General features: G+C 52.2%; 26 protein-coding genes and 1 pseudogene. 14 read left to right on the forward strand and 13 right to left on the reverse strand.

What is annotated here, in order from left to right; all coding sequences use genetic code 11:
- Nucleotides 1-20: 20 nt before the first annotated feature.
- The 5 genes from MTC_RS08040 to MTC_RS12865 all read right to left on the reverse strand — a co-directional run bounded on the left by MTC_RS08040 (nt 21) and on the right by MTC_RS12865 (nt 3,921).
- Nucleotides 21-779 (reverse strand): HesA/MoeB/ThiF family protein, encoded by a 759-nt coding sequence (locus MTC_RS08040; RefSeq protein WP_014406195.1) that lies wholly within the window; start codon nt 777-779, stop codon nt 21-23.
- 155 nt (nt 780-934) lie between these two features.
- Nucleotides 935-1,237 (reverse strand): DUF2769 domain-containing protein, encoded by a 303-nt coding sequence (locus MTC_RS08045; RefSeq protein ID WP_014406196.1) that lies wholly within the window; start codon nt 1,235-1,237, stop codon nt 935-937.
- Between the two features lie 131 nt (nt 1,238-1,368).
- Nucleotides 1,369-3,153: a sensor histidine kinase gene (locus MTC_RS08050; RefSeq protein WP_014406197.1), complete on the reverse strand. Its 1,785-nt coding sequence runs from the start codon at nt 3,151-3,153 to the stop codon at nt 1,369-1,371.
- A 111-nt stretch (nt 3,154-3,264) separates the two neighbouring features.
- Nucleotides 3,265-3,606, reverse strand: a complete 342-nt coding sequence (locus MTC_RS08055; RefSeq protein WP_014406198.1) for a four-helix bundle copper-binding protein — start codon at nt 3,604-3,606, stop codon at nt 3,265-3,267.
- A gap of 165 nt (nt 3,607-3,771) precedes the next feature.
- Complete coding sequence (locus MTC_RS12865) at nt 3,772-3,921, reverse strand: YHS domain-containing protein (RefSeq protein WP_014406199.1); 150 nt, start codon at nt 3,919-3,921, stop codon at nt 3,772-3,774.
- 244 nt (nt 3,922-4,165) lie between these two features.
- Here MTC_RS12865 and MTC_RS08060 point away from each other — a divergent pair, with 244 nt between their 5' ends.
- Nucleotides 4,166-4,351, forward strand: a complete 186-nt coding sequence (locus tag MTC_RS08060) for a hypothetical protein (protein ID WP_014406200.1) — start codon at nt 4,166-4,168, stop codon at nt 4,349-4,351.
- Nucleotides 4,352-4,531: 180 nt separating this feature from the next.
- Here the strand turns inward: MTC_RS08060 and MTC_RS08065 are convergent, their stop codons facing one another.
- From MTC_RS08065 to MTC_RS13360, 4 genes are read right to left on the reverse strand one after another with little or no spacing between them, the layout of a single operon-like run.
- Nucleotides 4,532-6,634 (reverse strand): heavy metal translocating P-type ATPase, encoded by a 2,103-nt coding sequence (locus MTC_RS08065; protein ID WP_014406201.1) that lies wholly within the window; start codon nt 6,632-6,634, stop codon nt 4,532-4,534.
- Nucleotides 6,635-6,645: 11 nt separating this feature from the next.
- Complete coding sequence (locus MTC_RS08070; RefSeq protein ID WP_014406202.1) at nt 6,646-7,095, reverse strand: universal stress protein; 450 nt, start codon at nt 7,093-7,095, stop codon at nt 6,646-6,648.
- A gap of 22 nt (nt 7,096-7,117) precedes the next feature.
- Nucleotides 7,118-7,318 carry a hypothetical protein gene (locus tag MTC_RS08075; protein ID WP_014406203.1) on the reverse strand — a complete coding sequence of 67 codons (201 nt, stop codon included), beginning with the start codon at nt 7,316-7,318 and terminating at the stop codon, nt 7,118-7,120.
- Nucleotides 7,315-7,473: an eL24 family ribosomal protein gene (locus MTC_RS13360; protein ID WP_158308506.1), complete on the reverse strand. Its 159-nt coding sequence runs from the start codon at nt 7,471-7,473 to the stop codon at nt 7,315-7,317. Before MTC_RS13360 ends, MTC_RS08075 begins: the two co-directional genes overlap by 4 nt.
- Before the next feature lie 82 nt (nt 7,474-7,555).
- On the opposite strand from MTC_RS13360, the gene MTC_RS08080 reads away from it, so the two are divergent.
- Nucleotides 7,556-8,494: a DUF1259 domain-containing protein gene (locus MTC_RS08080; protein WP_014406204.1), complete on the forward strand. Its 939-nt coding sequence runs from the start codon at nt 7,556-7,558 to the stop codon at nt 8,492-8,494.
- Nucleotides 8,495-8,545: 51 nt separating this feature from the next.
- On the forward strand, nt 8,546-9,214 hold the full coding sequence (locus MTC_RS08085; RefSeq protein WP_014406205.1) for a cytochrome c biogenesis CcdA family protein: 669 nt from the start codon (nt 8,546-8,548) through the stop codon (nt 9,212-9,214).
- Between the two features lie 6 nt (nt 9,215-9,220).
- Here MTC_RS08085 and MTC_RS08090 read toward each other — a convergent pair whose 3' ends face one another.
- Complete coding sequence (locus MTC_RS08090; RefSeq protein WP_014406206.1) at nt 9,221-9,463, reverse strand: hypothetical protein; 243 nt, start codon at nt 9,461-9,463, stop codon at nt 9,221-9,223.
- A 143-nt stretch (nt 9,464-9,606) separates the two neighbouring features.
- On the opposite strand from MTC_RS08090, the pseudogene MTC_RS13820 reads away from it, so the two are divergent.
- The 8 genes and pseudogenes from MTC_RS13820 to MTC_RS13105 all read left to right on the forward strand — a co-directional run.
- A pseudogene (locus tag MTC_RS13820) lies at nt 9,607-9,871 on the forward strand (hypothetical protein); the annotation flags it as partial.
- Between the two features lie 539 nt (nt 9,872-10,410).
- Nucleotides 10,411-12,051 carry an ABC transporter ATP-binding protein gene (locus MTC_RS08100; protein WP_014406208.1) on the forward strand — a complete coding sequence of 547 codons (1,641 nt, stop codon included), beginning with the start codon at nt 10,411-10,413 and terminating at the stop codon, nt 12,049-12,051.
- Nucleotides 12,048-12,812 (forward strand): energy-coupling factor transporter transmembrane component T family protein, encoded by a 765-nt coding sequence (locus MTC_RS08105; protein WP_014406209.1) that lies wholly within the window; start codon nt 12,048-12,050, stop codon nt 12,810-12,812. Before MTC_RS08100 ends, MTC_RS08105 begins: the two co-directional genes overlap by 4 nt.
- A 73-nt stretch (nt 12,813-12,885) precedes the next feature.
- Nucleotides 12,886-14,451, forward strand: a complete 1,566-nt coding sequence (locus tag MTC_RS08110; protein WP_081476812.1) for a sensor histidine kinase — start codon at nt 12,886-12,888, stop codon at nt 14,449-14,451.
- 59 nt (nt 14,452-14,510) lie between these two features.
- A complete protein-coding gene (locus MTC_RS08115; protein WP_014406211.1) occupies nt 14,511-16,910 on the forward strand; it encodes a DNA-directed DNA polymerase in 2,400 nt (799 codons plus the stop codon).
- Nucleotides 16,911-16,969: 59 nt separating this feature from the next.
- The gene (locus tag MTC_RS08120; protein ID WP_014406212.1) at nt 16,970-18,082 is read left to right on the forward strand and encodes a helix-hairpin-helix domain-containing protein; all 1,113 of its coding nucleotides are present in this window, start codon (nt 16,970-16,972) and stop codon (nt 18,080-18,082) included.
- Nucleotides 18,079-18,915 carry a DUF4130 domain-containing protein gene (locus MTC_RS08125; protein ID WP_014406213.1) on the forward strand — a complete coding sequence of 279 codons (837 nt, stop codon included), beginning with the start codon at nt 18,079-18,081 and terminating at the stop codon, nt 18,913-18,915. Before MTC_RS08120 ends, MTC_RS08125 begins: the two co-directional genes overlap by 4 nt.
- A gap of 75 nt (nt 18,916-18,990) precedes the next feature.
- Nucleotides 18,991-19,719, forward strand: coding sequence for a hypothetical protein (locus MTC_RS13105; RefSeq protein WP_014406214.1), 729 nt, complete (start codon nt 18,991-18,993; stop codon nt 19,717-19,719).
- Between the two features lie 402 nt (nt 19,720-20,121).
- Here the strand turns inward: MTC_RS13105 and MTC_RS08130 are convergent, their stop codons facing one another.
- The 3 genes from MTC_RS08130 to cofD form a co-directional block, all read right to left on the reverse strand.
- Complete coding sequence (locus tag MTC_RS08130; protein ID WP_014406215.1) at nt 20,122-21,018, reverse strand: radical SAM protein; 897 nt, start codon at nt 21,016-21,018, stop codon at nt 20,122-20,124.
- 158 nt (nt 21,019-21,176) lie between these two features.
- A complete protein-coding gene (locus MTC_RS08135; protein ID WP_048189199.1) occupies nt 21,177-22,403 on the reverse strand; it encodes a 2,3-bisphosphoglycerate-independent phosphoglycerate mutase in 1,227 nt (408 codons plus the stop codon).
- Between the two features lie 124 nt (nt 22,404-22,527).
- The gene (gene cofD, locus MTC_RS08140) at nt 22,528-23,421 is read right to left on the reverse strand and encodes a 2-phospho-L-lactate transferase (protein WP_014406217.1); all 894 of its coding nucleotides are present in this window, start codon (nt 23,419-23,421) and stop codon (nt 22,528-22,530) included.
- 88 nt (nt 23,422-23,509) lie between these two features.
- Between cofD and MTC_RS08145 the strand changes: the two genes are divergently transcribed.
- From MTC_RS08145 to MTC_RS08155, 3 genes are read left to right on the forward strand one after another with little or no spacing between them, the layout of a single operon-like run.
- The gene (locus MTC_RS08145; protein ID WP_048189607.1) at nt 23,510-24,700 is read left to right on the forward strand and encodes an HD domain-containing protein; all 1,191 of its coding nucleotides are present in this window, start codon (nt 23,510-23,512) and stop codon (nt 24,698-24,700) included.
- Nucleotides 24,700-25,059, forward strand: a complete 360-nt coding sequence (gene lpdD, locus MTC_RS08150; RefSeq protein WP_014406219.1) for a prenylated flavin chaperone LpdD — start codon at nt 24,700-24,702, stop codon at nt 25,057-25,059. Before MTC_RS08145 ends, lpdD begins: the two co-directional genes overlap by 1 nt.
- Nucleotides 25,041-25,646: a UbiX family flavin prenyltransferase gene (locus tag MTC_RS08155; protein WP_014406220.1), complete on the forward strand. Its 606-nt coding sequence runs from the start codon at nt 25,041-25,043 to the stop codon at nt 25,644-25,646. Before lpdD ends, MTC_RS08155 begins: the two co-directional genes overlap by 19 nt.
- Nucleotides 25,647-25,651 lie beyond the last annotated feature (5 nt).

Raw genomic sequence — 25,651 nt, forward strand, 5'->3', positions numbered from 1 at the left:
ATGTACCTCCAGTATGAATGCTATTTGCCGCCGCAGGCGGGGCAATCGGGATTCTTCTTAACTTCTATCTCGTGGAACTCCATGTACTCGCCGTCATAGAGGAGAAGCCTGTTGGTAACCGGCTTGCCTATGCCGAGCACCACCTTGACGGCCTCGGTCACCTGTAGCGTCCCCAGCACGCCTGGCGTGGCGCCAAGTATGGGGAACACCTCCCTGGGAGGCGCATGAGGGAATATGCATTCCAGGCACGGCGTCTCACCCGGAATAATAGTGCATAGCCTTCCTTCCAGGCCCCACACGGATGCATGAATAAAAGGTATCCTATGCTTCAGGGCCGCCCTATTCAATAGATACCTCGTTGGAAAATTATCCATGGCATCGATGATAATATCGTAGCCTTTCGTGATATCATAGACGCTGTTCTCATCGATCTTACCATGGAATCTTTCTATCTCTATGGAAGGGTTAATCTGCGATAGCTTGTCGTAGCCGCTTTTTACTTTAGCCTCGCCCACGTCCTTGTCCCAGTGGAGTATCTGGCGGTTCAGGTTGCTGAAGTCGACCACGTCCATGTCGGCGATGGTGATGTGGCCGAACCCGGCCACCGCGAGGTAAATGGATGCCGGGCAGCCCAGGCCGCCGACGCCCGCCACGAATACCCTCGTATTTTTAAGCTTTTTCTGTCCCTCTTCCCCGAATCCTTTGATCATCATCTGGCGAGCGTACCTTTTCAGGTCGTAATCCGTGAGCTCCTTAAGCGTTTCAGCGTTCTGCATCATAATAATGGTAATTAACTATTGTTAACTATATAATGGTTGGCAAACGGGCAATGCGATAGACGAGAATAGCCCACCTAAACATCATTATACTGGCCAATGACATTGACCCATTTTTACTGTTAATTCGGTAAAATAATGAGAAATGGGTTATCTTTTTACCTCAAGTTGTTGAAGTACCTGTTCTCGAACTCGGAGCCCTTCATACAGTACATGTCATCTTTCATTGAAAGTTCGCTTTCCACCGGGCATGCCGGACAGTTACAACCCTTGATCTCATTTATACAGCGGAAGCTGTTACCCATCAGGCAGAATATCCCTTCATTATCGCTTTTAGCGCAATCAGTGTATGAAGGGCATGAAGGACATTGACATTTAACCAGGTACCTCTGAACTTTCCTTGCCTTGTCCTGTGGTTCGAGTCTCTTGAGTTCCTTCACTGTCCTGTCGAACTTATCCATTAAATCACCATAAAAATTTTAATATTTGTCTATATAAACATTAAACAATATAATTACGATTTATGAGCGTAAAAAAAATTTACCACCGTAAAGGCTAAAGCGGACAATTCGGCAATTACCGGGCCTTCGTATCATTGGGCCGCCGGTAATAGCACTATGAACTTTGCCCCTTTCGTATGGTCTCCAGAGACATGGTCCACGACTCTTACCGTGCCCCCGAGCCTCTCTGTCAGCGTTTTCACGATGTAGAGCCCCAGGCCTTTGCCATCGCCTTTGAGCGCGCCTCGCTGGAACCTTCTGAAAAGCTTAACCTTCAAATCATCGGGTATACCATAACCATTATCCGATATGGCGATTTGATAATGCTTTTTACCATTAACGGTCACCTCATCAGCAGAAATGTCGATATCAACCTCTTTCCCCGAATATTTGATGGAATTATTGATGAGGTTACAAAAGATCTCTTTCGCCAGGGGGGTGCCCTTTATTATCATGCCTACCTTTGGCGTGTAACGAATAGTGACCTTTTTATCGGGAGGCCTCGGCGCCTCCCCTATGCATGCTCTAATAAGCTCGTCGAGGTTGATAGGCGTGAGGGACAGCTCTTCGCTCGATATCCTCTTGACGCTCCGTACGTTATTGATGATGGCAGCGCTGCCACTGGCAGCATTTATGGCCCTTTCGATGAATCGCCGTTGCAGGCCGGTTAAATTCTTATCGTCCTTTATCAATTCGAGGCTGCCTAAGACGACCTGGTTCAGGTTATTGATGTCGTGGCCCATCAAATCCAGGTAAAATTCGGTCTTATTCTTCTCTTCTTCCGCCGCGTCCCTCGCCGACATGATCTTCTCCTGGTCCGCCCGTATCGTCTTTGCCATGCTATCGAATGAACGGGCCAGGTCCCCGATTTCATCCTGCCTCTCTACTGGCAGGTATCTAAGATAATCGCCGGATGGCATTTCTTTCATCGCCTTAGACATATTAATGATGGGTTTTACCAGATACCGCCCTACTATTGTGGCAATCGTAAAAGCGGCTAACATCAGGATAATCAAGAAGGTGATCATAGTAGTGATGGCACTCTGTATCGGGTAATATGCCATATTTGTAGGAATGGCGATCAATACGCCCATGCCATAACTCTTAACCGGGGAGAACGCGACAACCTGTGTTTCGTTTACGGCCGGATTGTACGCCTCATAGACGCCTTCTTCACCGCCCGAGACTTCTCGAACCCCTGGATAATTGGATATATTCTTCCCCATCATGTTGTTTTGCCCGCCATAGCGTGCTATTACAATGCCAGAGCTATCGACCAGATACGTGTATTTCCCGGTGTCTGCCAGCCATTCGCTCGTAAAAAATGAATAATTATGCAGGTCCAGCGATCCTACGAGCACGCCAAGCACTCTGCCAGATTCGTCCTGTATGGGCACGCCCATGTATATGGTATGATTTTTCGTATATTCGCTTAGCATTGGCTGGCTAACATAGGCTTTCGTGTCCGTGATGGGGCCATAGACATAAGGCTTATCCATCTCGTCCAGCCCGGCCAGCATGGAATACGGATAGCTGGAAATGACCATGCCCGAGGTATCAGTAGCGTATACGTTGCTGAATTGTCCGGTATTTTGAATGTTCTTTAACGTATAATTCAATACAGGCAAGTTTTTATCTGCGACCGAATAAATAGCAGAATGGCTGCCAGCCTGGCTTTTGAGGTATATTTTTGAATCGTCTATATAGCTAACGGTGAGCGCCGATAAAGCCTTCGCGTAGGCTAAATAATCGTCCCGGATGTGCTTTTCTACTATGCCCCAATAATAGGCAGAGCTCACTCCGCCCACAATGATAGGGACTGTCGCCACTAACACTAATAATATAACGGCTTTAGACTTGATAGAAATGAATGGCATACCCATTATTTCATATTAAACGCACATCGTTAAATCTTTAAACGCAAAAAAGATTAAAAAAATCTAATAGTGTTGTAACGCCGCATTGACATGTCCGTTTTATTAGCCTTGTCACCTCATCATCTTCCTGCACTCCTCGGCACAGCTTCTACAGGAGCTGGCGGTTATCCTGCAGTGCCCAAGGCTCTTGTGTTTGTCGCATTCGGCCGCGCACGCGTCGCATACGTCTGCGCACACCCTGCATATGTTCCTGGCGTACTCGCTGTCCCTGGACATGTATCGGGCCGACGCCGCGCAGATGTCCGAGCAGTCCCTGAGCAGCTGGATACACTTCGACAGCATTTTCACGTTCGGGTCTCTTAAACAATCTGTAGCGCATGCCTCGCACGACTCTGCACAATCAAAGCACGCCTCAATGCAGCTTTGGTATTTCTCTTGTTTCAGCACTTGCATTTTTATCCCCCCATGTTCTGCAATTTTATATATGACCAGCCGAACTTTGGACCCATAAAGTCATATAAATGAGGGCAATTTTTACCTCGAATAACGGTATTAACGGCATTTTATAACAAGCGTCGTAAAAAAGAGCAAAACTAGGAGCTCCACTTTATGTGAACGTTAAGCCTTACCAGCGTACTTATCCGGGGTTTTATCGAACGTAGCTTTGCATGATTCGCAGCAGAAATAATACGTCTTGCCCTGGTACGTTTCCTTTGCGCCGGGGCTCTTCGGGTCCACTTCCATGTTACAAACCGGGTCCTTCACCATATTATCACCATTCGATTATAGTAATAGTATCATAAAAAATCTGACCTGCGGATAATGCGGTCAGGCCATATAGAATAGCTGTTTTATAAGCTTCCTAAGCAATGGGGGCCCGTGTCCATATAGCTCTTCAAAGCCATGGAAGCGTGTATGGCTTCGCTGAATGGGCTTAAAACAGGCCGAAACATGAAACGTCGGGATAAAATTCAAGCCCCGCCCGAACATTGTTCATTAGGGGGATGAAAAGATGGCAGAAGTGAAATTAAATGCAGCTGCTTTGGGCATCGCGGCCGCCATCATTGCCGCCGTGGTCATGCTCTTGCTGGGCATACTGGGAAACCTTGGCATCTACATGGGAGCGGTCCGAATGATGGAGGAGTGGCACATGTTCTTCAACCTCACCCCGCTAGGGATAATCGGGGGAATGATATAAGCGGCGATCATTAGCTTCATATTCGCCTACGCTTTCGGATTGGCATATAACTGGCTTACGCCAAGGGTATGACCATGCTAGCGACACTGAAATGAACAACTAGAATAGCCCTATTCGGAGGACCCTTCGCGGGGTTCCTGCTCGCCTGGCTCTATACTTGCTCGACGCTATAAAATAGCCTTAATCGGCCCTTCTAATCTTATATCTCTTCAATAGCGCCGAGTTAGTCACGACTGTCAGCGAGCTGATGGCCATGGCGGCCGCCGCTATGATCGGGTTCAGGAGGCCGACGGCGGCCACCGGTATTGCCAGAACGTTATAGAATAATGCCCAGAACATGTTCTGCTTTATTTTCCTCATCGTGGCCCGGCTCAGCATGATCCCCGCCACCACGTCCCTCAGGTCGTCCCTTATTAGCACTATACCGCCTGTCTCCTTGGCCACGTCGGAGCCGCTCCCCACCGCTATGCCGATGTCCGAAGCGGCCAGCGCAGGGGCGTCGTTGATGCCATCGCCCACCATGGCCACCACCTTGCCCTCTGCCCGCAATTTTTTTATCACGTTTTCCTTCTCGCCGGGCAGCACGTTAGCGATCACGCGGTCAATGCCTACCTGCCGCGCAATGGCCTTCGCCGTCCTCTCGTTATCGCCGGTCAACATGATCGTCTCGATGCCTAGCTTTTTAAGCTCCGTGACGGCCTCGGCGGAGCTCTCCTTCAGCGTGTCGGCCACCGCTATAGCGCCCGCCGCTTTCTTATTTACGGCGACAAGCATGGCGGTTTTCCCCTCCTCCTCAAGAGAGCGGAGGGAATCTTCAAAGCCTCCTATATCTATGCCGTTAGCCTGCATTAATCTCCTATTACCGACTAATACGTCTTTACCCTCTATAGTCACGCTGATGCCTTGCCCCGGCACGGCCTCGAATTTTTCGGGGTCTTTTAGTAATATGCCTTTATCCCTCGCGGCCCTAACGATGGCCTCGCCCAGCGGGTGCTCTGAGCCTTTCTCGGCTATCGCCGCAAGCCTCAAAATTTCTTCCTTATTTTCGCCCACGATGTCCGTCACAGACGGCTCTCCTTTAGTAAGCGTTCCCGTCTTATCGAAGACCACGGTGTTGAGCGCCTGCGCCCTCTCTAGGTACTCGCCGCCCCTTATCAGGATGCCTGCTTCCGCCCCTTTGCCCACTCCCACCATCAGCGCGGTTGGAGTAGCGATGCCAAGGGCGCACGGGCAGGAGATTATCAAGACGGCCACGAACGAGAGGATTGCCATGGTAATGTTCCTCATGATGAGCAGCCAGCCCAGGAGCGTCAATATCGCCACGGCTATGACGGCGGGCACGAAATATGCGCTCACCCGGTCCGCTATACGCTGGATAGGGGCGCTCGACGCCTGCGCCTCCTCCACCATCTTGACGATCTGCATGAGCATGGTGTCAGAGCCCACCCTGGTCGCCCGGACCTTCAGCATGCCTGTCTTGTTGATGGTCGCCCCTATGACCTCGCCGCCAGGCTTCTTTTCCACGGGCATGCTCTCGCCGGTGACCAGCTTCTCGTCCACTGACGACTCCCCCGCAATGACTACGCCGTCCGTCGGAATCTTATCTCCAGGCCTTACGACCAGGGTTTCGCCAACCATCACGTTTTCCACCGGTATGTCCATCTCCTTGCCGTCGCGGATGACCCTCGCCATGCTCGGCCTCAGGTCCATGAGCTTCCTCACTGCTGCCGAAGTGCTGGCCTTCATGTAGTCCTCCATGAACTTGCCGAGCAGGACGAAAGCGATGATGACCGCTGAGACCTCGAAGTATACGTCCGTCTTGGGAACGGGGAGCAAGCCCGGGAAAAACAAGACCACCACGCTGAATATGTACGCGGTAAGCGTCCCCATGGATATGAGCACGTCCATGTTGGTTGTTCCGCCCTTAAGCGCCTCGAAAGCCCCCTTATAAAAGCTCCAGCCGCCGATGAACTGAACGGGAGTAGTCAAAATGAACAGCCAGTAGCCCCAGGTGAACCATGGAAGCTGGGGTATTGGCGCCCAGGTGATGATGCTCACGCCTGCCGCCAGGGTTAGAAAAGCAACGACTCGCAAAAGGCCAATCAGGAGCACGCCCGAGAGGGCGATGGTGACCCGGCGCTTCATGCTCTTTAATTCTCTCTCCGGGTTCTCGAACGTCCTGAGGCACTGCTCAGAGCAGAAATAATAGGTCCTTCCCCCTACTTCCTTTTTAAAGGGCGTATCTAACTCCACGCTCATTCCGCAGATGGGATCAACTGGCACGATCTCAACCCCTATTTTCTAACGGTCAAAACAGGCACCCGTGAATGCCTCATCACTTTATCGGCGGTGCTTCCAAGCAAATATCTTTGAATCCCGGTAAGCCCCAGCGTGCCCATCACTATGAGGTCAGCCGATTCCTCCCGGGCCAGCCTTATGATCTCCCCGGCCGGGTGGCCTTCGACAACGCGCTTATCGACGCTTACGCCTTCTTTCGTGGCAGCGTCTTCCACGTATTTAACGGCGCTCTCTCCTCGCTCGTATAATTTCATTAGGGCCTCCTTTTTTGGCGTGGTAAGCGTTATGCATTGCTCCAGGCCACAACCCGTCTTCACGTCTACCACATAAACGGCCATCAGTTCTGCCCCCGCGAGCTTAGCAAGGCTGACCGCATAGTGTACGGCCTTTCTGCTACATGACGACCCGTCCGTCGCCACCAATATTTTCTTAAATAGCTTATCCATAGTCCATCTCTTAGCCCCTGGCTCATTGCTTGCTGCTCATGCTCTTCCACAATTTTAATATCCACAGGTAAACGTAAATGACCAGGCCGAACAGGAGCAAGAGGAGAAGGATATAGAATATCGTCATGTATATAGATGTCCACTCGGGGCCCCGAGTGGGCATCCAGTGCTGGCCATTTTCCATGAGGGCACAATATGCCATGGTCATGCCAATCGGTATCATTTCCGTCTGCTCGCCTCTTCTTTCAAGAATTTATCTTTACAGGCCTCGCAGCAGAACTTTAAAGTCTTGCCGCCGACCGTAGCCGTTACACATTCCTTCGGCAAGAATCGCCCGCACACTTTACATCGCATGCCCTCTATAGCGTTCGACCTCATAATATGCGCATCTCAATTTCTAGATATATAAAATACTTAAATTTATATAATGATTGCCAAATTTTATTTATGAGGGGATGAAATGCAGTTGAAGCTCTCTTATTTAGCATATACATTAATTGCCATTGCCTTTATATCGCTCTTATTCGGCTTTTCTCAAGCCACTAAACCGGGCCAGCATAGCGTAGGCTCATATTGGGGGCCGGTTGAAAAGGCTATCGGTAAAAGCGGGACAATGCTGCCGGGAGGCGTATTCAAGGTCGACCTGACGAGGGGCGACGTGGCAGTAGCTGTCGGAGGCGTGCGATTAAAGCCCGTCATGGCCACGGACTCATGGGTCTCGTTCATGCGCATGGGCGACGAAGCGATGATGATGGGGGACATCGTGCTAACCTCTGAAGAGGTGGGTCCGGTACAGGCTAAGCTCAGCGCCGAAGGCATAGACATTACGGCTATCCACAACACGCTCATCGGCGAGTCTCCCCGGCTCTATGACCTTCATATCGGCGGGCGTGGAGACCCCGCCATGCTGGCGACAAAGGTACGCATAGCGCTCGATACGGCACGAATATCTTCGGCTGGCGAGAGTCCCCGGCCCGAACGGCCCGCCCCGGCTGTCGGGCAGCTCGACAGGGCCATGGGCTCCGAATATACGCTGGAAGATGGCGTATACATGTTCAGCATCCCTAGGGCAGAACGGATAACCGTCGATGGCATGGAAATGCCGCCCTCAATGGACGTGGCCACCATGATAAAACTTCAGCCGCTTGGCGATGGAAATGTGGCAGCCACCGGCGACTTCTTATTAAGGCCGGACGAGGTCCAGCCCGTGATACGTGCGCTAAACGAGAACGGCATCGAAGTGACGGCTCTCCATTCGCATATGCTGGTGGAGGAACCCCGCTTATTCATGCTTCATTTCTGGGCTATGGGGGATGAAAACCGGTTAGCAAATGGGCTCAGGCTGGCCCTTAATAATACTAATAGCATCCCCATTAAAGCTGGCCTGGCTTATCGGTAAGCCCATATTGGGCAAAGTATATAGCGTCACAGCCCTTTAGTAAAAACGCATATGACGGTTACTTTTGACCCTTCCATCCCCGGCGTTTTCATCTTCGGGCTGCTCGCCGGCATCTGCCCGTGCAATAGCGTCCTATGCCTGGGATTGATTGGCTATCTAACCAGCGGAGAGACGAGGCTGTCGCCTCTTAATGTCTTCAGGCTGGTGGTCGCCTTTTCCATCGGCACGGTGCTCGTGCTGTTGCCGCTCGGCATCATTGCCGGGCTCATCGGCAAATACATATTATTTTTAAACAGTACCATTGCATGGTCCCTTGGAGGCGTCTTGATGATATTAATGGGACTCCAACTGCTACACGTCTATAAGCCTCCGATAAAAATCATTTTTAATTTTTTTAAGCTGCCTTCTTCCTATACCGTTTTGGGCGCATTCTTATTGGGGCTGTCTTTTGGCGCCATAACGGTGGGGCGTGGCGCCCCCATGCTCATCATCGTATTAACGTATATCGCGTTATATCAGGCCCCTCTCCAGGGATTGTTGACCATGCTCATCTATGCGGTGGGGATGAGCATCCCGCTAATAGTTATCAGCTCGATAGGCGGGGCCATAGGCAAAAAGATAAAAGAGATAGCCAGGGTGGGAGGCGACGTCGCCGACCGGGTCACAGGAGCGCTGATCATGATGATAGGCATTTATTTCCTATACCTGGCCTTTGCTTAAAAACCCCTATCTCCCACTTCGCTTACAAGGCGATAGGATCTGCAGTATCTCCTTACCTTTTGGCGTAACCTTATACGGAAACCCCGATGGGTCGCAATCCTTTTCAACGTACCCCGGCTTAAGGGCGCAGTCGATCTCGCTCAAGATCAAGGCATCGATCTCCTCGCGTGTCATCCACCGCAATTCCTTTTTCTTTTCCGGCTCCATGAACGCGAGCACGAGGTCCTCGATGTCGTCCGGGATGCGCATAGTATACCATTACGCTTGCATCAACTTTAGCTTTCCCGAATACTTACAATTGATGGGTAGGCGATATTGTTATATATGAGGTGATATATGTACAATACAATACTTTAATGTATAAATATATACAATGATATTGGTGAAAAGTCATGAAGTCTAAGGATATAGTCATTGTAGGCATATTGCTCGGCATAGGCGCCATCGTGAGGTATGTGTCCCTCATAGCGCCCGGCCCTATCACGAGCAACCTAGTAATAGCTTTCTATAGCCTGGCAATAATATTGGTGGCCCCAAAAGCGGGCGAAGCGCTGGGCATCGGCATCGTCGCGGGCATCGTATGCGCGCTGATAAGCCACTCGCTCTTCCCGCCCGCCAACCTGATAAGCGAGCCGGTCGGCGCGCTGGTCGCGCTGGCGAGCCTGACGCTGATAAACAAGCTCACCGGGATCAAGGAAACCGTTAAGGCGGCCGCTGACGGCGGCGCAGGCGGGCGAAAAGACGATGCCGCAGGGTACGTCATTGCCGCCCTCGGCCTGCTGGGCATGATATCGTTTACGGCCCTCATGTTTATAAAAGAGCTCAAAGCGCTGGTCGCTAATACCCCCCTGGCAAGCCAGAATAACATGATAATATTCGGAGCCATATCCGTCCTGATAGCGCTCGCAGGGCTATACCTCATGCCGGCCACGCTTAATAAGTATAGCGCGGGAGTGGTCTCGCTTATAGCCACTCTTGCGAGCGGCCTGACGTTCGTGACGGTCGCCGCATTGGTGATATTCGCCATGCCGGGCATACTTAATACGACTAAAGCGCCGCCCATCGACGTATTCGTATTCTCCGCCCTGCCAATCGTGATCGGCTGCGCCATCATCAACATGATACTAGCGCAGGCCCTCTATTTCCCCGCGAAGAAGGCGATGCGCTAGCTAAAAAACCCATCTGGTCGGTGACCCATGATAAAGTTCAGCCACTTCACTTATCGGTATCCGACGCAGGCCGAACCCACCCTCATAGACATCTCGCTCGAGATTAAGAAAGGGGAGTTTTTGTTGATAACGGGGCGTTCAGGTGCCGGCAAAACAACGCTATGCAGGGCAATGTTCGGCGCCCTTCACCACGACATTGGAGGTGAGTTCAGCGGCACGCTAACGTTAAAGGGCATGGACGTATCAGGGCTGAGCATCGGCCAGATCGGCTCTTTCATGGGAGTGGTGTTTGACGACCCTGACTCACAGCTATTCATGCCCCAGGTCGAGGATGAGATAAAGTTCAGCCTCCAGGCAAGGAGCCTGCCGTCCAGCCAGAAGGATATCGAGAAAGCGCTGGCCCGCGTCGGCATCGCCCATTTAATTAAGCGGCCGACCCATGAGATATCAGGCGGTGAGAAGCAGAAGGTGGCCATAGCGGCTGCGCTCGCCGTAGACCCTGAAATATTTCTTTTTGACGAGCCTACTTCTCAGCTAGACCCCCAAAGCACTCTCGAAATATACGCCATCCTGGAGGAATTAAAGGCTGAAGGCAAGACCATAATTCTAATAGAGCAGAAGATAGAGGACATCGTCGATAAGGTTGACCGCATCGCCGTGGTCGACGCCGGGAGGATTGTCGCGTGCGGCAGCCCGCGGGAAGCCTTTAAGAGCCGTGAGCTATACGAGACGATGCCTTACCCTTGCGTGTCCAGGCTGGCCGTGGAATTGAAGGCGGATGACATGCTCCTTAGCCTGGATGAAGGGAGGCGGTTTTTAAAGTCCAGGGGCATCAAGTTGAAGCCGGCATCGGGCGATAGGAGTGCTGATGGCGAAGGCTCGAAGCCCATCCTTGAGGTAAAGGATTTATGGTTTGGCTATGATGGGCGCGACGTGCTAAGGGGCATCTCTTTTGATGTCAGGGCGGGCGAGGTAGTGGCCGTATTGGGCCGTAACGGGTCGGGCAAGACGACGCTTTTAAAGAACCTCATAGGGCTTCTTAAGCCCCGCGGCCATGGCATGGTACTGTTGAACGGCCTGGACGTAAAGGGCCTTAAGGTGGAAGAGGCAGCTCGAATCGCCGGGTTCCTGTTCCAGAACCCGGACAACATGCTATTCGCCGATACTGTCATGGAGGAGGTCATGTTTAGCCCTGTGAATCTTGGGCTGCCGGATAGCGCCGGGAGAAGCGTCAGGGCTCTTGAAGAGGTGGGCCTTTTACATAAAAAGGATGAGTATCCCAGGTACCTGGGGAATGGCGAAAAGCTGAGGCTTTGTGTCGCTTCTATACTGGCCATGGGCCCCCGCCTAATAGTTTTGGATGAGCCTACGACGGGGCTGGACGACAACGAGTGCGCCCGGCTCATGGAGGTTGTCTTGAAGATGAAGGCGGAGGGCGTCGGCATCATCATGGCCACCCACGACATGAACCTGGTAGCCCGCTATGCTGACAGGGTCATCGTGATAGCGGACGGCCGGATATTCAGGCAGGGCCGCCCTGCCGAGGTGCTCAGGGACTCGGCAGCGCTGAGCGCCGCATCCTTAAAGTCCCCTCCCATAGTCGAGCTTTCGAGCGAAGTGGGCCGGGTTTGCTTGACTGTTGAAGAGTTCCTGGAGGCGATGGTTTGAGCGAGGTATTTCAGTATATAGACCGTGACACGTTCATACACCGTCTGAACCCGTTGACGAAGATCGTCTTCTGCGTAGTGGTCATTCTGGCCGGTATCCTGTGTAACGATCCGCATGTATTATTATTTTTATTGGCCCTTCCGCTGGCGGGCTTGCTTATATCGGGCATGTCACGGGATGTCGTGCAACAGGCTAAGATGCTATCGCTTGTGTTCGCATTTCTCATGGTATTGACAATGCTAACCGTCAGGAGCGGCGAAGCTTACGCTTTCAATGGCATTACGCTGTTCACCTACGATGGCCTCGCCCTGGGCATTATCATATCGCTAAGGCTTGCCGCAATGTTCTTCGCCTTCATGCTGCTCGTTAACACTACGAGGCCGTCTGACCTTGTGAACACGCTCGTGAGCAGGCTTTATTTTCCCGTGGATTATGCCCTGATGCTCATGATCACGCTGCGCTTCATACCGACGCTGCAGATTGAAGCCCGTAAGATAAGGGATGCTCAGGCCGCCAGAGGCTTCAACGTGAGGGGCATAAAGAACATCTCGAAGAGCATCAGGCCGACCATCACGCCGCTGCTCTCGAACTCCATCGGAAGGGCGGGCAGCCTCGGGCACATCATCGAGCTAAGGGGCTACCACAGTGGCTCGAAGATCAAGTTTACCGTGATACCCCTGCATGGCATCGATTTCGTGCTTATCGGCCTGATGCTCGCCGGGCTGGCCGCGTACACGATACATGCTTTAAATTTTATATAAAATCGGGAAGAGAATATAAATATAATATTAATAAATTATTTATATGGCCGGGGTGTAACTCGCCAATGTTAAAATGAGCAATCTGAAACATGCTGATGCGCCACGGGAATCGCTGGAACGAGAGATGGATTCGCTGAAGAGGCTGCTGAAAAAGCAAAAAGAGGAGCTGGACAGGTGTAGTGATGCCGTGCGCTCCCTGCGCGAGAGCGAGGAAAACTTCAGAGCCCTTGCCCAGACGACTTCGGCCATCATCTTTTTCTACCAGGGCGAAAGCCTCGTCTACGTTAACCGTGCCGCCGAAAGGGTCACAGGCTATTCAAAAGACGAGCTTTTAAAGATGAAATTCTGGGAAATAATACGCCCGGATTACCAAAAACGGGTCAGAGAGTATTGCCTTGCGAGGCAGCGCGGCGAGCAGGTGCCATCGCCTTATGAGGCCGGGATCATCACGAAGGGCGGCGAAATGAGGTGGGTGGAGATCACGGCGGAACGCATCACGTATACGGGAAAGCCTGCAGGAATGGCGACGTTTTTCGATATCACGGATCGTAAGCACGCCGAGGAAAAGATGCGGCTCACCCAGTTTGCCATCGACAATTTCATGGATTCATCCATATGGCTTAACTTAGAAGGGCAAATTATCTACGCCAATAAGGCGACATGCCAAAGCCTGGGATATTCTGCCGACGAGCTATTATCCATGAGGATCTGGGACGTCTACCCCGACTGCCCATATGAAAGGTTTTTGGAGAGATGGGATAAAGCTAAAAGGAGTGGTGCCTTCAATTTTCAGTCCATGCACGTTAGAAAAGACGGCAGCGCCTTCCCCGTAGAAGTCAGCGCCAACTACCTGAAATTTGAAAATAAGGAGTACCTTATAACATTCGCCCGGGACATAACGATACGTAAACAATATGAGGAAGCCCTATCAGATGCTAATGCACAAACAGAATTTTACCTGGACTTGATGGGCCACGATATCAATAACCTGAACCAGGTCGCCCTTGGGTACCTGGAATTGGCGGACGATGCCATAAGATCCGGTGGGAAGCTCGGCGAAGACGACATTGGCCTGATTGAGAAGCCGATGGTGTCGTTGAAAGGCAGTTCCAGGCTCATCGATAAGGTTATGAGGCTTCGTAGGCTAAAATCGAAAGAGCTCATTCTTGAGCAGGTGGATATCTGTAGCGTTTTAAGCAGGTTGAAAGATAAATACTCGCACGTTCCAGGAAGGAACGTGGCCATTAATTATACGCCATCTGCGGAGTGTTTGGTGGTGGCCAACGAGCTCATAGACGAGATTTTCATTAATCTCATCGAGAACTCGATTAAACACTCACCCGTAGATAGGCCACTGATAATAGACATACTACAAGCAATGGCTCGTGAGGATGGCAAGGCGTTTATCCGCGTCACAATAGAAGATAACGGACCGGGCATACCGGATGATGAAAAAGAAAAATTGTTCACCCGCTTCTACAGGGGCAAGACACTGGAAAAAGGAAAAGGCCTTGGCTTATATCTCGCTAGAACGCTGGCTGAAAATTTTGGCGGCAAGATAAGGGTGGAAGACCGGGTGCCGGGGGATTATACGAAAGGCGTGAGGTTTATAGTCATGCTGCCCGCCGCCAGGAAGTGACTCATGCCTGAGAGAGGCCTGCGAGAAGTTTTTAAGCCGAGGATGCCCATTATATATTAATGAAATTCAGAGGCTGGCTTCTGGACGTAGATTATGTTGTAGAGAATGGCAAGCCTATTATCCGGATGTGGTGCGTGGACGATTCTGGTAAGAGCGCCGTGATCTTTGATGACTCTTTCGAGCCTTACTTTTACGTCGTGCCTTATGGTGACGTCCCCATAAGCGTGCTGGAAAACATGTCTGAGGAGGTGGGCGGGGAGACCGTGAGGCCTGTCCGCGTTGACATCGTGGACCGCAAGAACTTTGGCGTGCCTATCAAGTGCTATCGGGTTTTCACGAAGCTGCCCCGCGACGTGCCTTATTTGAGGGAGCTTGCCCTGAAGTTTGGGGACGTCCGTGAGGCTGATATCCTGTTTGGGGTACGCTATATTATCGATAGAAGGCTTATTCCTATGGGGGGGATTGAGGCGGAAGGCGAGCCTGTCTCCGTGGACTATGCAGGACTGGGGATGCTATGCCACAATCCCAAGGCCTTTGCTAGGGAGGACGAGCCGCCCCTAAAAGTGATGGCGTTCGACTGTGAGATGTGGAATCCACGGGGCATGCCCGACGCCGCGGAAGACCCGATAATCATCATCTCCATCAAGACAAACAGGGAGGAAAAAGTCCTCACGGCCACAGATGAGGACGATAAGGGCCTGATAAAGGAATTCATAAGGTATATTCGAGATTATGATCCTGATGTTATAGTGGGGTATAATCAGGATAGCTTTGACTGGCCGTATATAAATGAGCGGGCCAAGAAGCATAAGATAAAGCTGAGCGTGTGCAGGGACGGCAGCACTCCCATGTTTGGGCGGGGAGGCCTTCAGAAGAAAGTAAAGCTTGTGGGGCGGCTCAACATCGACCTTTTTCAGGCGGCCCAGAGGGACATGGACGGCGTAAAGGTAAAGACGCTCGAAAACGTGGCCGACTACCTGGGAGTGATGAATAAGGAGAAGCGTACCTACATCCCCGGAGGTGAAATCTATAGATACTGGGCTGACAGCAAAAGGCGAGACATCCTGATAAGGTATTCGAAGGACGACGTGGAGAGCACGTATGGGATAGCGGGGGAGCTGCTGCCGCTCCAGTTCGAGTTCGCCAGGATGGCACACGAGCCCGCCGACAACGTCTCAAGGATGGGCCGCGGCAGGCAGGTCGAGGCGTACCTCGCATACGTTGCCTATGAGTACGGCGAGCTCATCCCCTCGAAAGGAGGAGAGGTTGAAACGTATGTTGGAGGCTTCGTGTTTCCGCCTGTGAAGGGGATACACAGGAACGTTGCAGCCCTCGACTTCTCAGCCATGTACCCCTCCATAATGATCGCGTATAACATATCCCCTGATACGGTTTGTAAGGATTGTAAGGATGACTGCTATCCGCCCGCCCCTGAGGTGGGCCATTGCTTCAAGAAGGCCCCGGAAGGCTTCTTCACGCGCATCCTGAGGTCTCTGGTGGCTCACCGCGCCGCCCTCAAGAAGAAGCTCGCCCAGACGGACAGGAAGGACAAGAGCTACCGGATGCTCGATATACGGCAAAAAACGATCAAGATATTGACGAACGCCTTTTATGGCTATACGGGCTGGGCGCAGGCCAAGTGGTACCGCCGCGAGTGCGCCGAGGCCACGTCGGCATGGGGCCGATACTTCATAAAGAGGGCCAGCGAAATCGCGCAGTCGATGGGCATGGAGGTCCTGTATGGCGATACTGACTCGCTATTCGTAAAGCTCAAGGATGGCGGCGACCTCCATGCGGCTACGGGCGAGTTCATCAGAAAAGTCAAGGAAGAATTGCCCCTGGACATGGATGTGGACAACTTTTATAGGGTCATCTTTTTCACCGAGGCAAAAAAGCGGTATGCTGGCCTCACGAGCAAAGGTGAGATAGTAGTCAGGGGCCTGGAGGTGCGCAGGGGCGACTGGTGTGAGCTCGCCAAAGAGCTGCAGTCACAGGTCATCCGCATCATACTTGAAGAGGAGGACCCGGAGAAGGCCGTGAAGTTCGTCAAGGATACCATTAGCGAGGTTAGGGAAGGCAAGGTGCAGCTCGATAAGCTCGTCATCCACAAAACGCTTACCAAGGGCTTCGAGAGCTATGAGAGCGTGCAGGCGCACGTTAAGGCCGCGGAGCGGGCGCGTGAGCTGGAGCTTTCGGCGGCGGTTGGCAGCAAGATCAGCTACGTCATCGTGAAAGGCCCCGGCATAACGCTAGGCGACCGCGCATACCCCGTGGACATGTTTATCAAGTTCGAGAACGGCAAGCTGTACGCGAAGGATAAGGCATACGAGCTCGACGTGGACTATTATATAGATAAACAGATAATACCCACGGCTTTACGGATACTTGGCTATTTTGGCTATACTGAGGATGAGCTTAAAGGCAGGGGCGTCCAGGGCACGCTCGCCCAGTTTTTCTAGTTTACTTTCACGACGCTTTTGGCCATTCATTATATAGCCATTTGCCATCTTTTCCTTTGATGGGAGAGAAATGCTTCTCGCTGTCCGAGCGTATCAAGATACTGTCGGCGGGCACTAAGTACGATAGCTGCAACCAGACCGTCGTGTGCCATACCTTTACGCCAGATGGGCGCTGTATTCAGCTTTATAAGACTCTGATGACCAACCGGTGTCTGGGCGAGTGCCTCTACTGCCCCAACAGGTGTGGCCGTGAAGTCGCCCGCACGTCGCTGGCTCCCGATGAGATCGCCCGCATCACCTGGGACCTCTACCGCCGCAACGCTATCGAGGGGTTGTTCTTATCATCCGGGATCGTCGGCGACCCTGAAAAGACCACGCAAAAACAGCTAGAAGTGCTCAAGCTGCTCCGCGGCCAGGGGTTCAAGGGCTACATACACGTCCGCCTCATGCCCGGCATACCCAGGGACATGCTCAGGGAAGTCTCGCTATATGCCAACAAGTTTGGCGTGAACGCCGAGACGACCTGCGAGTCCAGGTACGATGAGATATGCCCCAACTTTGACTATAGGAATGATATCCTTGATAGGCTTAAGTGGACCCACGAGTTCGTGCTCAAGAGGAGAAAGGAGGTACACTATGGGGAGGGGATTGTGGGCGCGAATGATACCCAGTTTGTGGTGGGCGCATCTGGAGAGCCTGACAAAGAGATCATTCACACAATCGACCGCTTTAAGGCGGACTATGGGCTGCGTAGGCCTTACTTCATGAGCTTCGACCCGGTGCCAGGGACGCCCCTCTCTTCGAATAGGCCATCGCCGGTGTGGCGTGAGGCCAGGCTGTACCAGGTCTCTTATTTGCTAAAGGATTACGGCCTCAGGGCTAAAGACCTCGATATTATACTGGATGATAAAGGGTTTCTGCCCGACGAGGACCCAAAGCTATTGCTGGCCCATCATAACAGGGATATTTTCCCTGTAGACGTGAACGAAGCCCCATATGAAGACCTGATAAAGGTCCCGGGCATCGGTCCCGCAACGGCCCATCGCATCATCGCCAGCCGCCCCATAGAGGGCTACGCTGAGCTGGCAAGCATCGGCGTCGTCCTGAAGAGGGCACGGCCCTTCATAAAAGTAAAAAGCAGGCTACAAACGAGGCTGGAGGCGTTCGCGTGATAATCGGGTATAAAAAGGACGTCGACGGCGTATTAAGGGCGGCGATAGCGCTCAATAGGAACCCCGACGCCATCATGGTATGCGGTGCGAGCGCAAGAGAGCTCAAAGAAAAGCTCGCAATGTACGACGGCGAAGTCGTTCTTAACGTCGATGAGGTCGTCAAGGACGTGCCCTTCCACGTGAAGGCCGAGCTATGGGTAAAGTTTCCATCCTGTAGCCCTATGCAGCGCTCATTATCGCTGGGCTCTTACCTGACTTTTGCGCTGCGTAACCATAATTGCGTCCCTGACGAGCTGGTAAGGCTGATGGCCCGCTACTACCCAAAATTAACGGCTATACTCGCCCATAAGGATGAGACCGCCAGGAAATACTTCAAGTATTACAGGGAAACGATGGGCGAGCTTGAGCGATTGAAGGCACACGTCAGGTTCAGGCCTTCAGGAGACATGCTCTACGCAGAGATAAGCCCACAGCATGACGTAAAAGACCTTTTCATGGAGTGGGCGATGCGGAGGACTCCGGATAAGGTCATTGTTATTGGATGCCACTCAGAGCATTACATATTGAATGCCAGGGCCCTCGGCTATAGCGAGGATATCGCCTGTGTCACGGCAGAAGAGGCGGCGCGCCTTCTGGGCACAGCTCCCGACTCTGATAGCGAGGTCTGGGACACGTACTATGACAGCCAGGCGATTGAGAATCGACGAAATAAGAGATACGCGAAGGGAAGGCTGCCCGCCAAATACTCATACATCAGCCCCGAGATTAGAAAAGAGAGAAAGAAGATAGAGCATGGCATATCAAATGATAAACTAGGCGACTATTTTACTTAAGTTTAAAAAACTTTATATCTATGAAATGAAAACAAGGCTTTTTACTTATATATTGATTTATATAACGTATAACATATGATTCACCACGGAGGTTCACAGAGGTCACAGAGAGGATTTTCACCACGGAGGTTCACAGAGGTCACAGAGAGGATTTTCACCACGGAGGTTCACAGAGGTCACAGAGAGGATTTTCACCACGGAGGTTCACAGAGGTCACAGAGAGGATTTTCACCACGGAGGTTCACAGAGGTCACAGAGAGGATTTTCACCACGGAGGTTCACAGAGGTCACAGAGAGGATTTTCACCACGGAGGTTCACAGAGGTCACAGAGAGGATTTTCACCACGGAGGTTCACAGAGGTCACAGAGAGGATTTTCACCACGGAGGTTCACAGAGGTCACAGAGAGGATTTTCACCACGGAGGTTCACAGAGGTCACAGAGAGGATTTTCACCACGGAGGTTCACAGAGGTCACAGAGAGGATTTTCACCACGGAGGTTCACAGAGGTCACAGAGAGGATTTTCACCACGGAGGTTCACAGAGGTCACAGAGAGGATTTTCACCACGGAGGTTCACAGAGGTCACAGAGAGGATTTTCACCACGGAGGTTCACAGAGGTCACAGAGAGGATTTTCACCACGGAGGTTCACAGAGGTCACAGAGAGGATTTTCACCACGGAGGTTCACAGAGGTCACAGAGAGGATTTTCACCACGGAGGTTCACAGAGGTCACAGAGAGGATTTTCACCACGGAGGTTCACAGAGGTCACAGAGAGGATTTTGTTTCCTAAAGGGGGGCTAGTCGCCCCCCTCGGAGACCCCCTCAATCTTCAATAGGTCAATCATCCGATATACAATTATTTAGTATAATATGGAAGACTCATAATACAAAAGAATCTCATTTAATAGGTAGAAGGAGGGTCTCTCAGGGGGCGAAGCCCCCTTGAGTAATAAATTCCTCTGTGGTCTCTGTGGACCTCTGTGGTGAATATAACCTCTGTGGTCTCTGTGGACCTCTGTGGTGAATATAACCTCTGTGGTCTCTGTGGACCTCTGTGGTGAATATAACCTCTGTGGTCTCTGTGGACCTCTGTGGTGAATATAACCTCTGTGGTCTCTGTGGACCTCTGTGGTGAATATAACCTCTGTGGTCTCTGTGGACCTCTGTGGTGAATATAACCTCTGTGGTCTCTGTGGTGCTTGATTAAGCGTGGTAGTATTCGCCGCTGGCAGCGCGCTGGGCGGGCGACAAGGACTCCTCCCTACCGGGGATACCACACGCATCGGCACGGCACTGCTTACAAAGCCTAAACTGAGGAAGGTACTTCTCGGCAATCGCGCGGGCCTCCTCAAGGTCCTTACACTCGGGCGGCTTCACGTCCTTAAACTTATAGAGGGGTATCATGGGGATGATATTCATCAAAATAGCACCCCTGGCGGCTGCCTCTTTAGCTATCTTCTCAATCTGATCAGCGTTGACGCCAGGCACGAGCACTGTGTTCACCTTCACGATAAGGCCGGCCTTAGCCGCTAACTCGACTCCCTTAAACTGATTATCCCTTAATATTCTCGCGCCTTCCACTCCCCTATAGGTCTGGTTATGATACCTCACCCACGAGTATATCTTAGCTCCCACCTCAGGGTCGAAAGCATTAATTGTGACCGTAACGCTTGAAACGCCTACATCTACGAGGTCATCGATACGCTCCGGGAGCATAAGTCCGTTAGAGGCGATACACTTGATAAGCTCGGGGTGCCTCTCGTGTACGATTTTTAGGGTTTCGAAGGTCTCCTCGTTCGCGAGAGCTTCGCCAGGGCCGGCGATGCCGACCACCCTGAGGTTACCGCCAAGCTCCTTCAGGGCCTCGTCAACCCTATCAGCGGCCTGCTGAGGCTTCATGACGCCCGAAGACACGCCGGGGCGATGCTCACACTTATCTATCTTACGATTACAAAAGTTACATTGAATATTGCATTTCGGCGCGACGGGCAGGTGGATCCTGGCCGTGGAGAAATGGGCTTTCTCGTTAAAGCACGGGTGCGCCGAGGTCATGTGGGAGAACTTGGACCTCCCGCCATCGAACACTTTCAGCTCTTCCATAAGTCGTCTCCAGCATTTTTAAGGCTGCGTTGTACTCTTTCTTGCAGCATGCTAAAACTTTAGTTAGAAAGGTGAGTTTTAATGGATAAATACTTTACGTGGTTGGTTACTTAATCCAACATATTCTACCTGGCCACGCCTTCCATAAAATCGGGGCCTCAAGCCCCGAACTTTTTCGTCCTGTTTATGAGGTCCAGGGCTATGGGCATCACGTCCATGCCGCGTATCCTGTGCAGCCCGCCCTTATATGCCACCAGCTCATTATAGCTTGCTACGTCGTCTATCCTTATCCCCGGCCCGTGCATCATGATGGGCACAGGATCGGCTGAGTGGTCCTTGATGGAGACGGGAGTGCTATGGTCAACTGTAACTATGACCAGTACATCCTTTAGCTTCAACACGTCCTTAAAGGCGGCGTCTGTCGCCTCTAAAAAGCTTTTCTTCTTTTCAAAGTCCCCGTCGTGGCCAGCCTCGTCGGCGCCCTTTATGTTCACCAGCACGAAATCGTGGGTCTCAAGCGTTTCGAGCGCCTTCTTCATCTTGGCCCTGGCCGACGAGCCGGACGCCTCTACTTCCATGCTTCCGACCGGTATGTGCTCGAGCCCGCACATCTTGCCTATCCCGATTATCAGGCCTGCGGCGGCTATGACCGCCCCCTTGAGGCCGTATCGCTCCTGGAATGGGGGTATATGTGGCACTTCGCCTGCGCCCCTTATTAATATGGCATTGCCTGGCGGAAGCCCTTGCCTTTTTCTTTCGAGGTTCTCGGGCATGCCATCCAGCAAGCTGAGGACCTGTCTCGATATGCTGTTCACCGCCTCCGCCGTCCGCTTTGCCTCAGGCGTATCATCCAGCGCGTGGCACTCCTTGATCGGTAGCCCCTCTTTTTTAGGGTCTGTATCAGATATGGCTGCGGATAAGCCTCTCCCCCTCAGCACGAGAGCACCCCTGTGGCCTGTAGAACGCTTGAAAATCACTTCTATGCCCGGCACTTTTACCTCTTCATTTATCGCCTTTGCCAGCCCGTCAGTGTCGGATATGCGCCCCGCCCTTCTATCAATTACTACGCCATTCTCGACTGTGGCAAAGTTGACGCGGAAGGCGATGTCGCCCCCCTTCACGTCTATTCCCACGCCCGCCGCCTCGAATGGCCCGCGGCCCGTGTAATACTTATAAGGGTCATATCCCAGTATGGCGAGGTGTGAGGTGTCCGAGCCTGGCCTTATTCCGGGCCCTACCGTGTCCATTATCCCGTTGATGCCGCCGTATGCCAATGCGTCCAGGTTTGGCTTGTCCGCCTCCGATAGCGGCGTCCTGCCTTCGACGGGCCTATCCGATGCGCCGTCTAGCACGATGAGAAGGATCTTGTTCGCAACGTCAGACATGATATCACAAGCATACATCCACGCTCAATACATAAAAAAGTCTCTAAGTCTAAGAAGCCCACTATGAAGACCATTAATTCTCGCCCTAATAACCTTCATAGCGGGCTTAGACTTAGAGAGCTTATCAAACGCATTTGGTGAGCATGAAATCGGCGAGCGCTTTGCTCTTCTCGACGCTCGTCATAAGGGTGTCAAAGCGGGCAACCTCGAAGTCATAGCCAGAGAGATCCGTAGTATCGCGCTCGTCGATGATAAGGACGTCAACGATGTCCTTATAGAACTCGGCCACGCCCCTTGTAGACGGCTCAAGCCCTTTCGCCTTCATGAGCTTTGCAGCGGGGCCGCTGACGGGCTTATCACCTATGAAAGGACTAACTGCAACGACGAATTTAATTTGCAGAGTCTCACGGACACCCTCCAGGGCCAAAATTGGGCCTATACTTGTGATGGGATTGCTGGGGCCTATGAAAATGTTATCAGAGGCATTCAAGGCCTCCATGACCTCGGGCGTGGGAACCAGATCACCAAAAAGCTTAACTGAGATGACTTCCGGCTCGCCCCGCATGCCAACCCAAAAGTCCTGGAAGTGAAAGTCGCCATCAGGCGTGCATATCACGGAGGCTATGTCATTCTCGCTCATTGGGAGCACAATGGTCTTTATCTGAAAAACGTCACAAAGCTCCCTCGTGGCATCCGTCAAGGAGTTACCGTTTTTTAGAAGCTCAGTTCGAAGGATATGAGTCGCACGGTCCTTATCCCCAATCATTATCTCCTCAAAGTGCCCCATCGCCTCAAGCGCCTTAAAAGTGTTAAACGTGTCACCTTTAATGCCCCACCACTTCTCATCATCTATGACGCCGGCAATTGTATAGATTACCGAGTCGATGTCTGGCGTCACCTTGTTTCCGGATATCCACACGTCCTCGGCAGTGTTCACGATAACGGCTATGTCTTCGCTATCCTTGAAGCCCCTCAGCAATTTCGGGGTGCCCGTGCCCCCTGACAGAATGGATAACATGGCTATCGCTGTATCATATGCGGCACATCATTATAAGGCTTTCAGGAAAGACAGGTTTATCATTAGCGCCGCCTACTATGTAATGTTTATGAGCCCGATCAGAGACCCCATCCATGGCTACATCGAGGTGGCGCCACACATCGAGAGGCTGCTGGACACGGGAATAGTGCAGCGTTTAAGAAATATTAAGCAGCTAGGGTGGACAAACCTCGTCTATCCTGGCGCAAACCACACGAGGTTTGAGCACTCTTTGGGAACCTATTATTTGGCCAGCAGGCTGGCAGGCGAGCTATCTGAGGAAGAGCGCAGGGAAATTGAGATAGCGGCCCTGCTACACGACGTCGGGCACGGGCCGTACTCGCATGATAGCGAGGACATCATCGAGCAGTACACCAGGCGCAGGCACGATGACGTGGCCTTCCTCATTGAAAGCGAGGAAATAGCTGGCATTCTCGACGAGTATGGCATCAAGCCTTCGGCCATATCCGGCCATATACAGGGTAAGACTAAGATAGGGCAGATAATCTCAGGCTCGCTAGACGTGGACAGGATGGACTACATAATAAGGGATGCCTATTATACCGGCGTGGCATACGGCATCGTCGACTATGAGCACCTGCTGCGCAACATCAGGTTTTATGATAATAACATAGTGTTATACTATAGGGGCCTGAAGTCGGCCGAATCTCTGCTCATGTCGAGGTTTCTGATGTACCCGTCCGTCTATGATCACCACGTTGGCCGCATAGCTGGCTCCATGTTCGTGCACGCCCTTGAGGCGGCCATCCTGAACGGCGACGTGAACGCCTTTGAGCTACAGCAGATGGACGACTACGAGCTTAATGCCCGAATGAGGAATTTTAATGAGTACTCGGCCGACATGATACGCCGCCTCAACTCGCGAAACCTGTTCAAGAGGGCGCTTTACGTCGGCTTTGACTCGGTGGACAAGAGCATCGTGAGGTATACAAGGATACAGAAGGATATCGAGCGAGAGATAGCCCGCATGGCGGGGGTAGAGGAAGGCTACGTGCTCGTGGATATTCCGAAAATGCCAGAGTTCAGGGAACGTAACACAATGGTGCTCATGGAAAACGGACAGCTTAAATACCTGGAGGACGTCTCGAAGCTGGTAAAGATCATGGAGGAGTCGTACTTTGATGACTGGCGGATGGGCGTCTATACGCTGCCCGAGTGTAGGGATAGGGTTGCGAGGGTGGCGCGGGCCTACTTTAACGTGGAGCGTGTGCCCAGGCAAAGCAAGCTAGGGGTAGCCTGATGGAATTGGTGAAATCAAATAGCGCTGGGAGAATTTCTGTCGACTTGAAGGCGGTCGAGGTAGGCGATGGCCTTCTCGTGGTCATTACGGGTGGAAATGCTCATATTGGCGCTGCTGCAGTCGGCATTAATTATGGCGCGATGGCAACTTCTTCGGTTATAACAGTCCCTGGGCACAGGGAGGACAGGGTGGTGAAGGATGCAGCGGAAAAGCTCGCCAAAGAGCTAGGCAGGACCGTCGTAGTCGTGGCGGGCATCCATTATGATAAGATGAGTAAAGAGGAAATACGTGACGCCCTCCGGCTCTCCGGCGAGCTGGTGGACGCGCTGGCGGGAGAACTATGCAAAAGAAGATCGTGATAGGGATGACAGGGGCGAGCGGGGTGCGATACGGCATCCGGCTTCTAGAGGCGCTTGAAGGCATCGAGGAGACGCACCTCATATTATCAAAGGAAGCGAGAGAGCTTATAGAGATTGAGACAGACGTGCAGGTAAGCGATCTCATACAAAAGGCGACCTTCCACTATGAGGACGACGATTTCATGGCGCCGGTGGCAAGCGGCTCGTACCGATTCGACGCCATGGTCATAGTGCCCTGCACCATGAAGACGCTCTCCGGCGTGGCGAACGGCTATGCTGACACGCTCATAGGGCGGGCGGCCGACGTCGCTTTAAAGGAGGGGCGCAGGCTCATCTTAGTGCCAAGGGAGATGCCGCTAAGCCTCGTCCATCTGGAGAATATGGTAAAGGCGTGTAGGGCGGGCTGTGTGGTCATGCCCGCCTGCCCTGGCTTCTACAATAGGCCCAGGACTATAGACGACCTCGTCGATAACGTGGTCGGCCGAATACTGGACCAGCTTGGCATCGATAATAGCCTGTACCAGCGATGGGGAGAGAAAGGGAAAAAGCACGATGTTCTACCGTCCACGCCTCACAGGATAAGATAAAACCT

This window comes from Methanocella conradii HZ254 (genome assembly GCF_000251105.1).
Taxonomy (GTDB): domain Archaea; phylum Halobacteriota; class Methanocellia; order Methanocellales; family Methanocellaceae; genus Methanocella; species Methanocella conradii.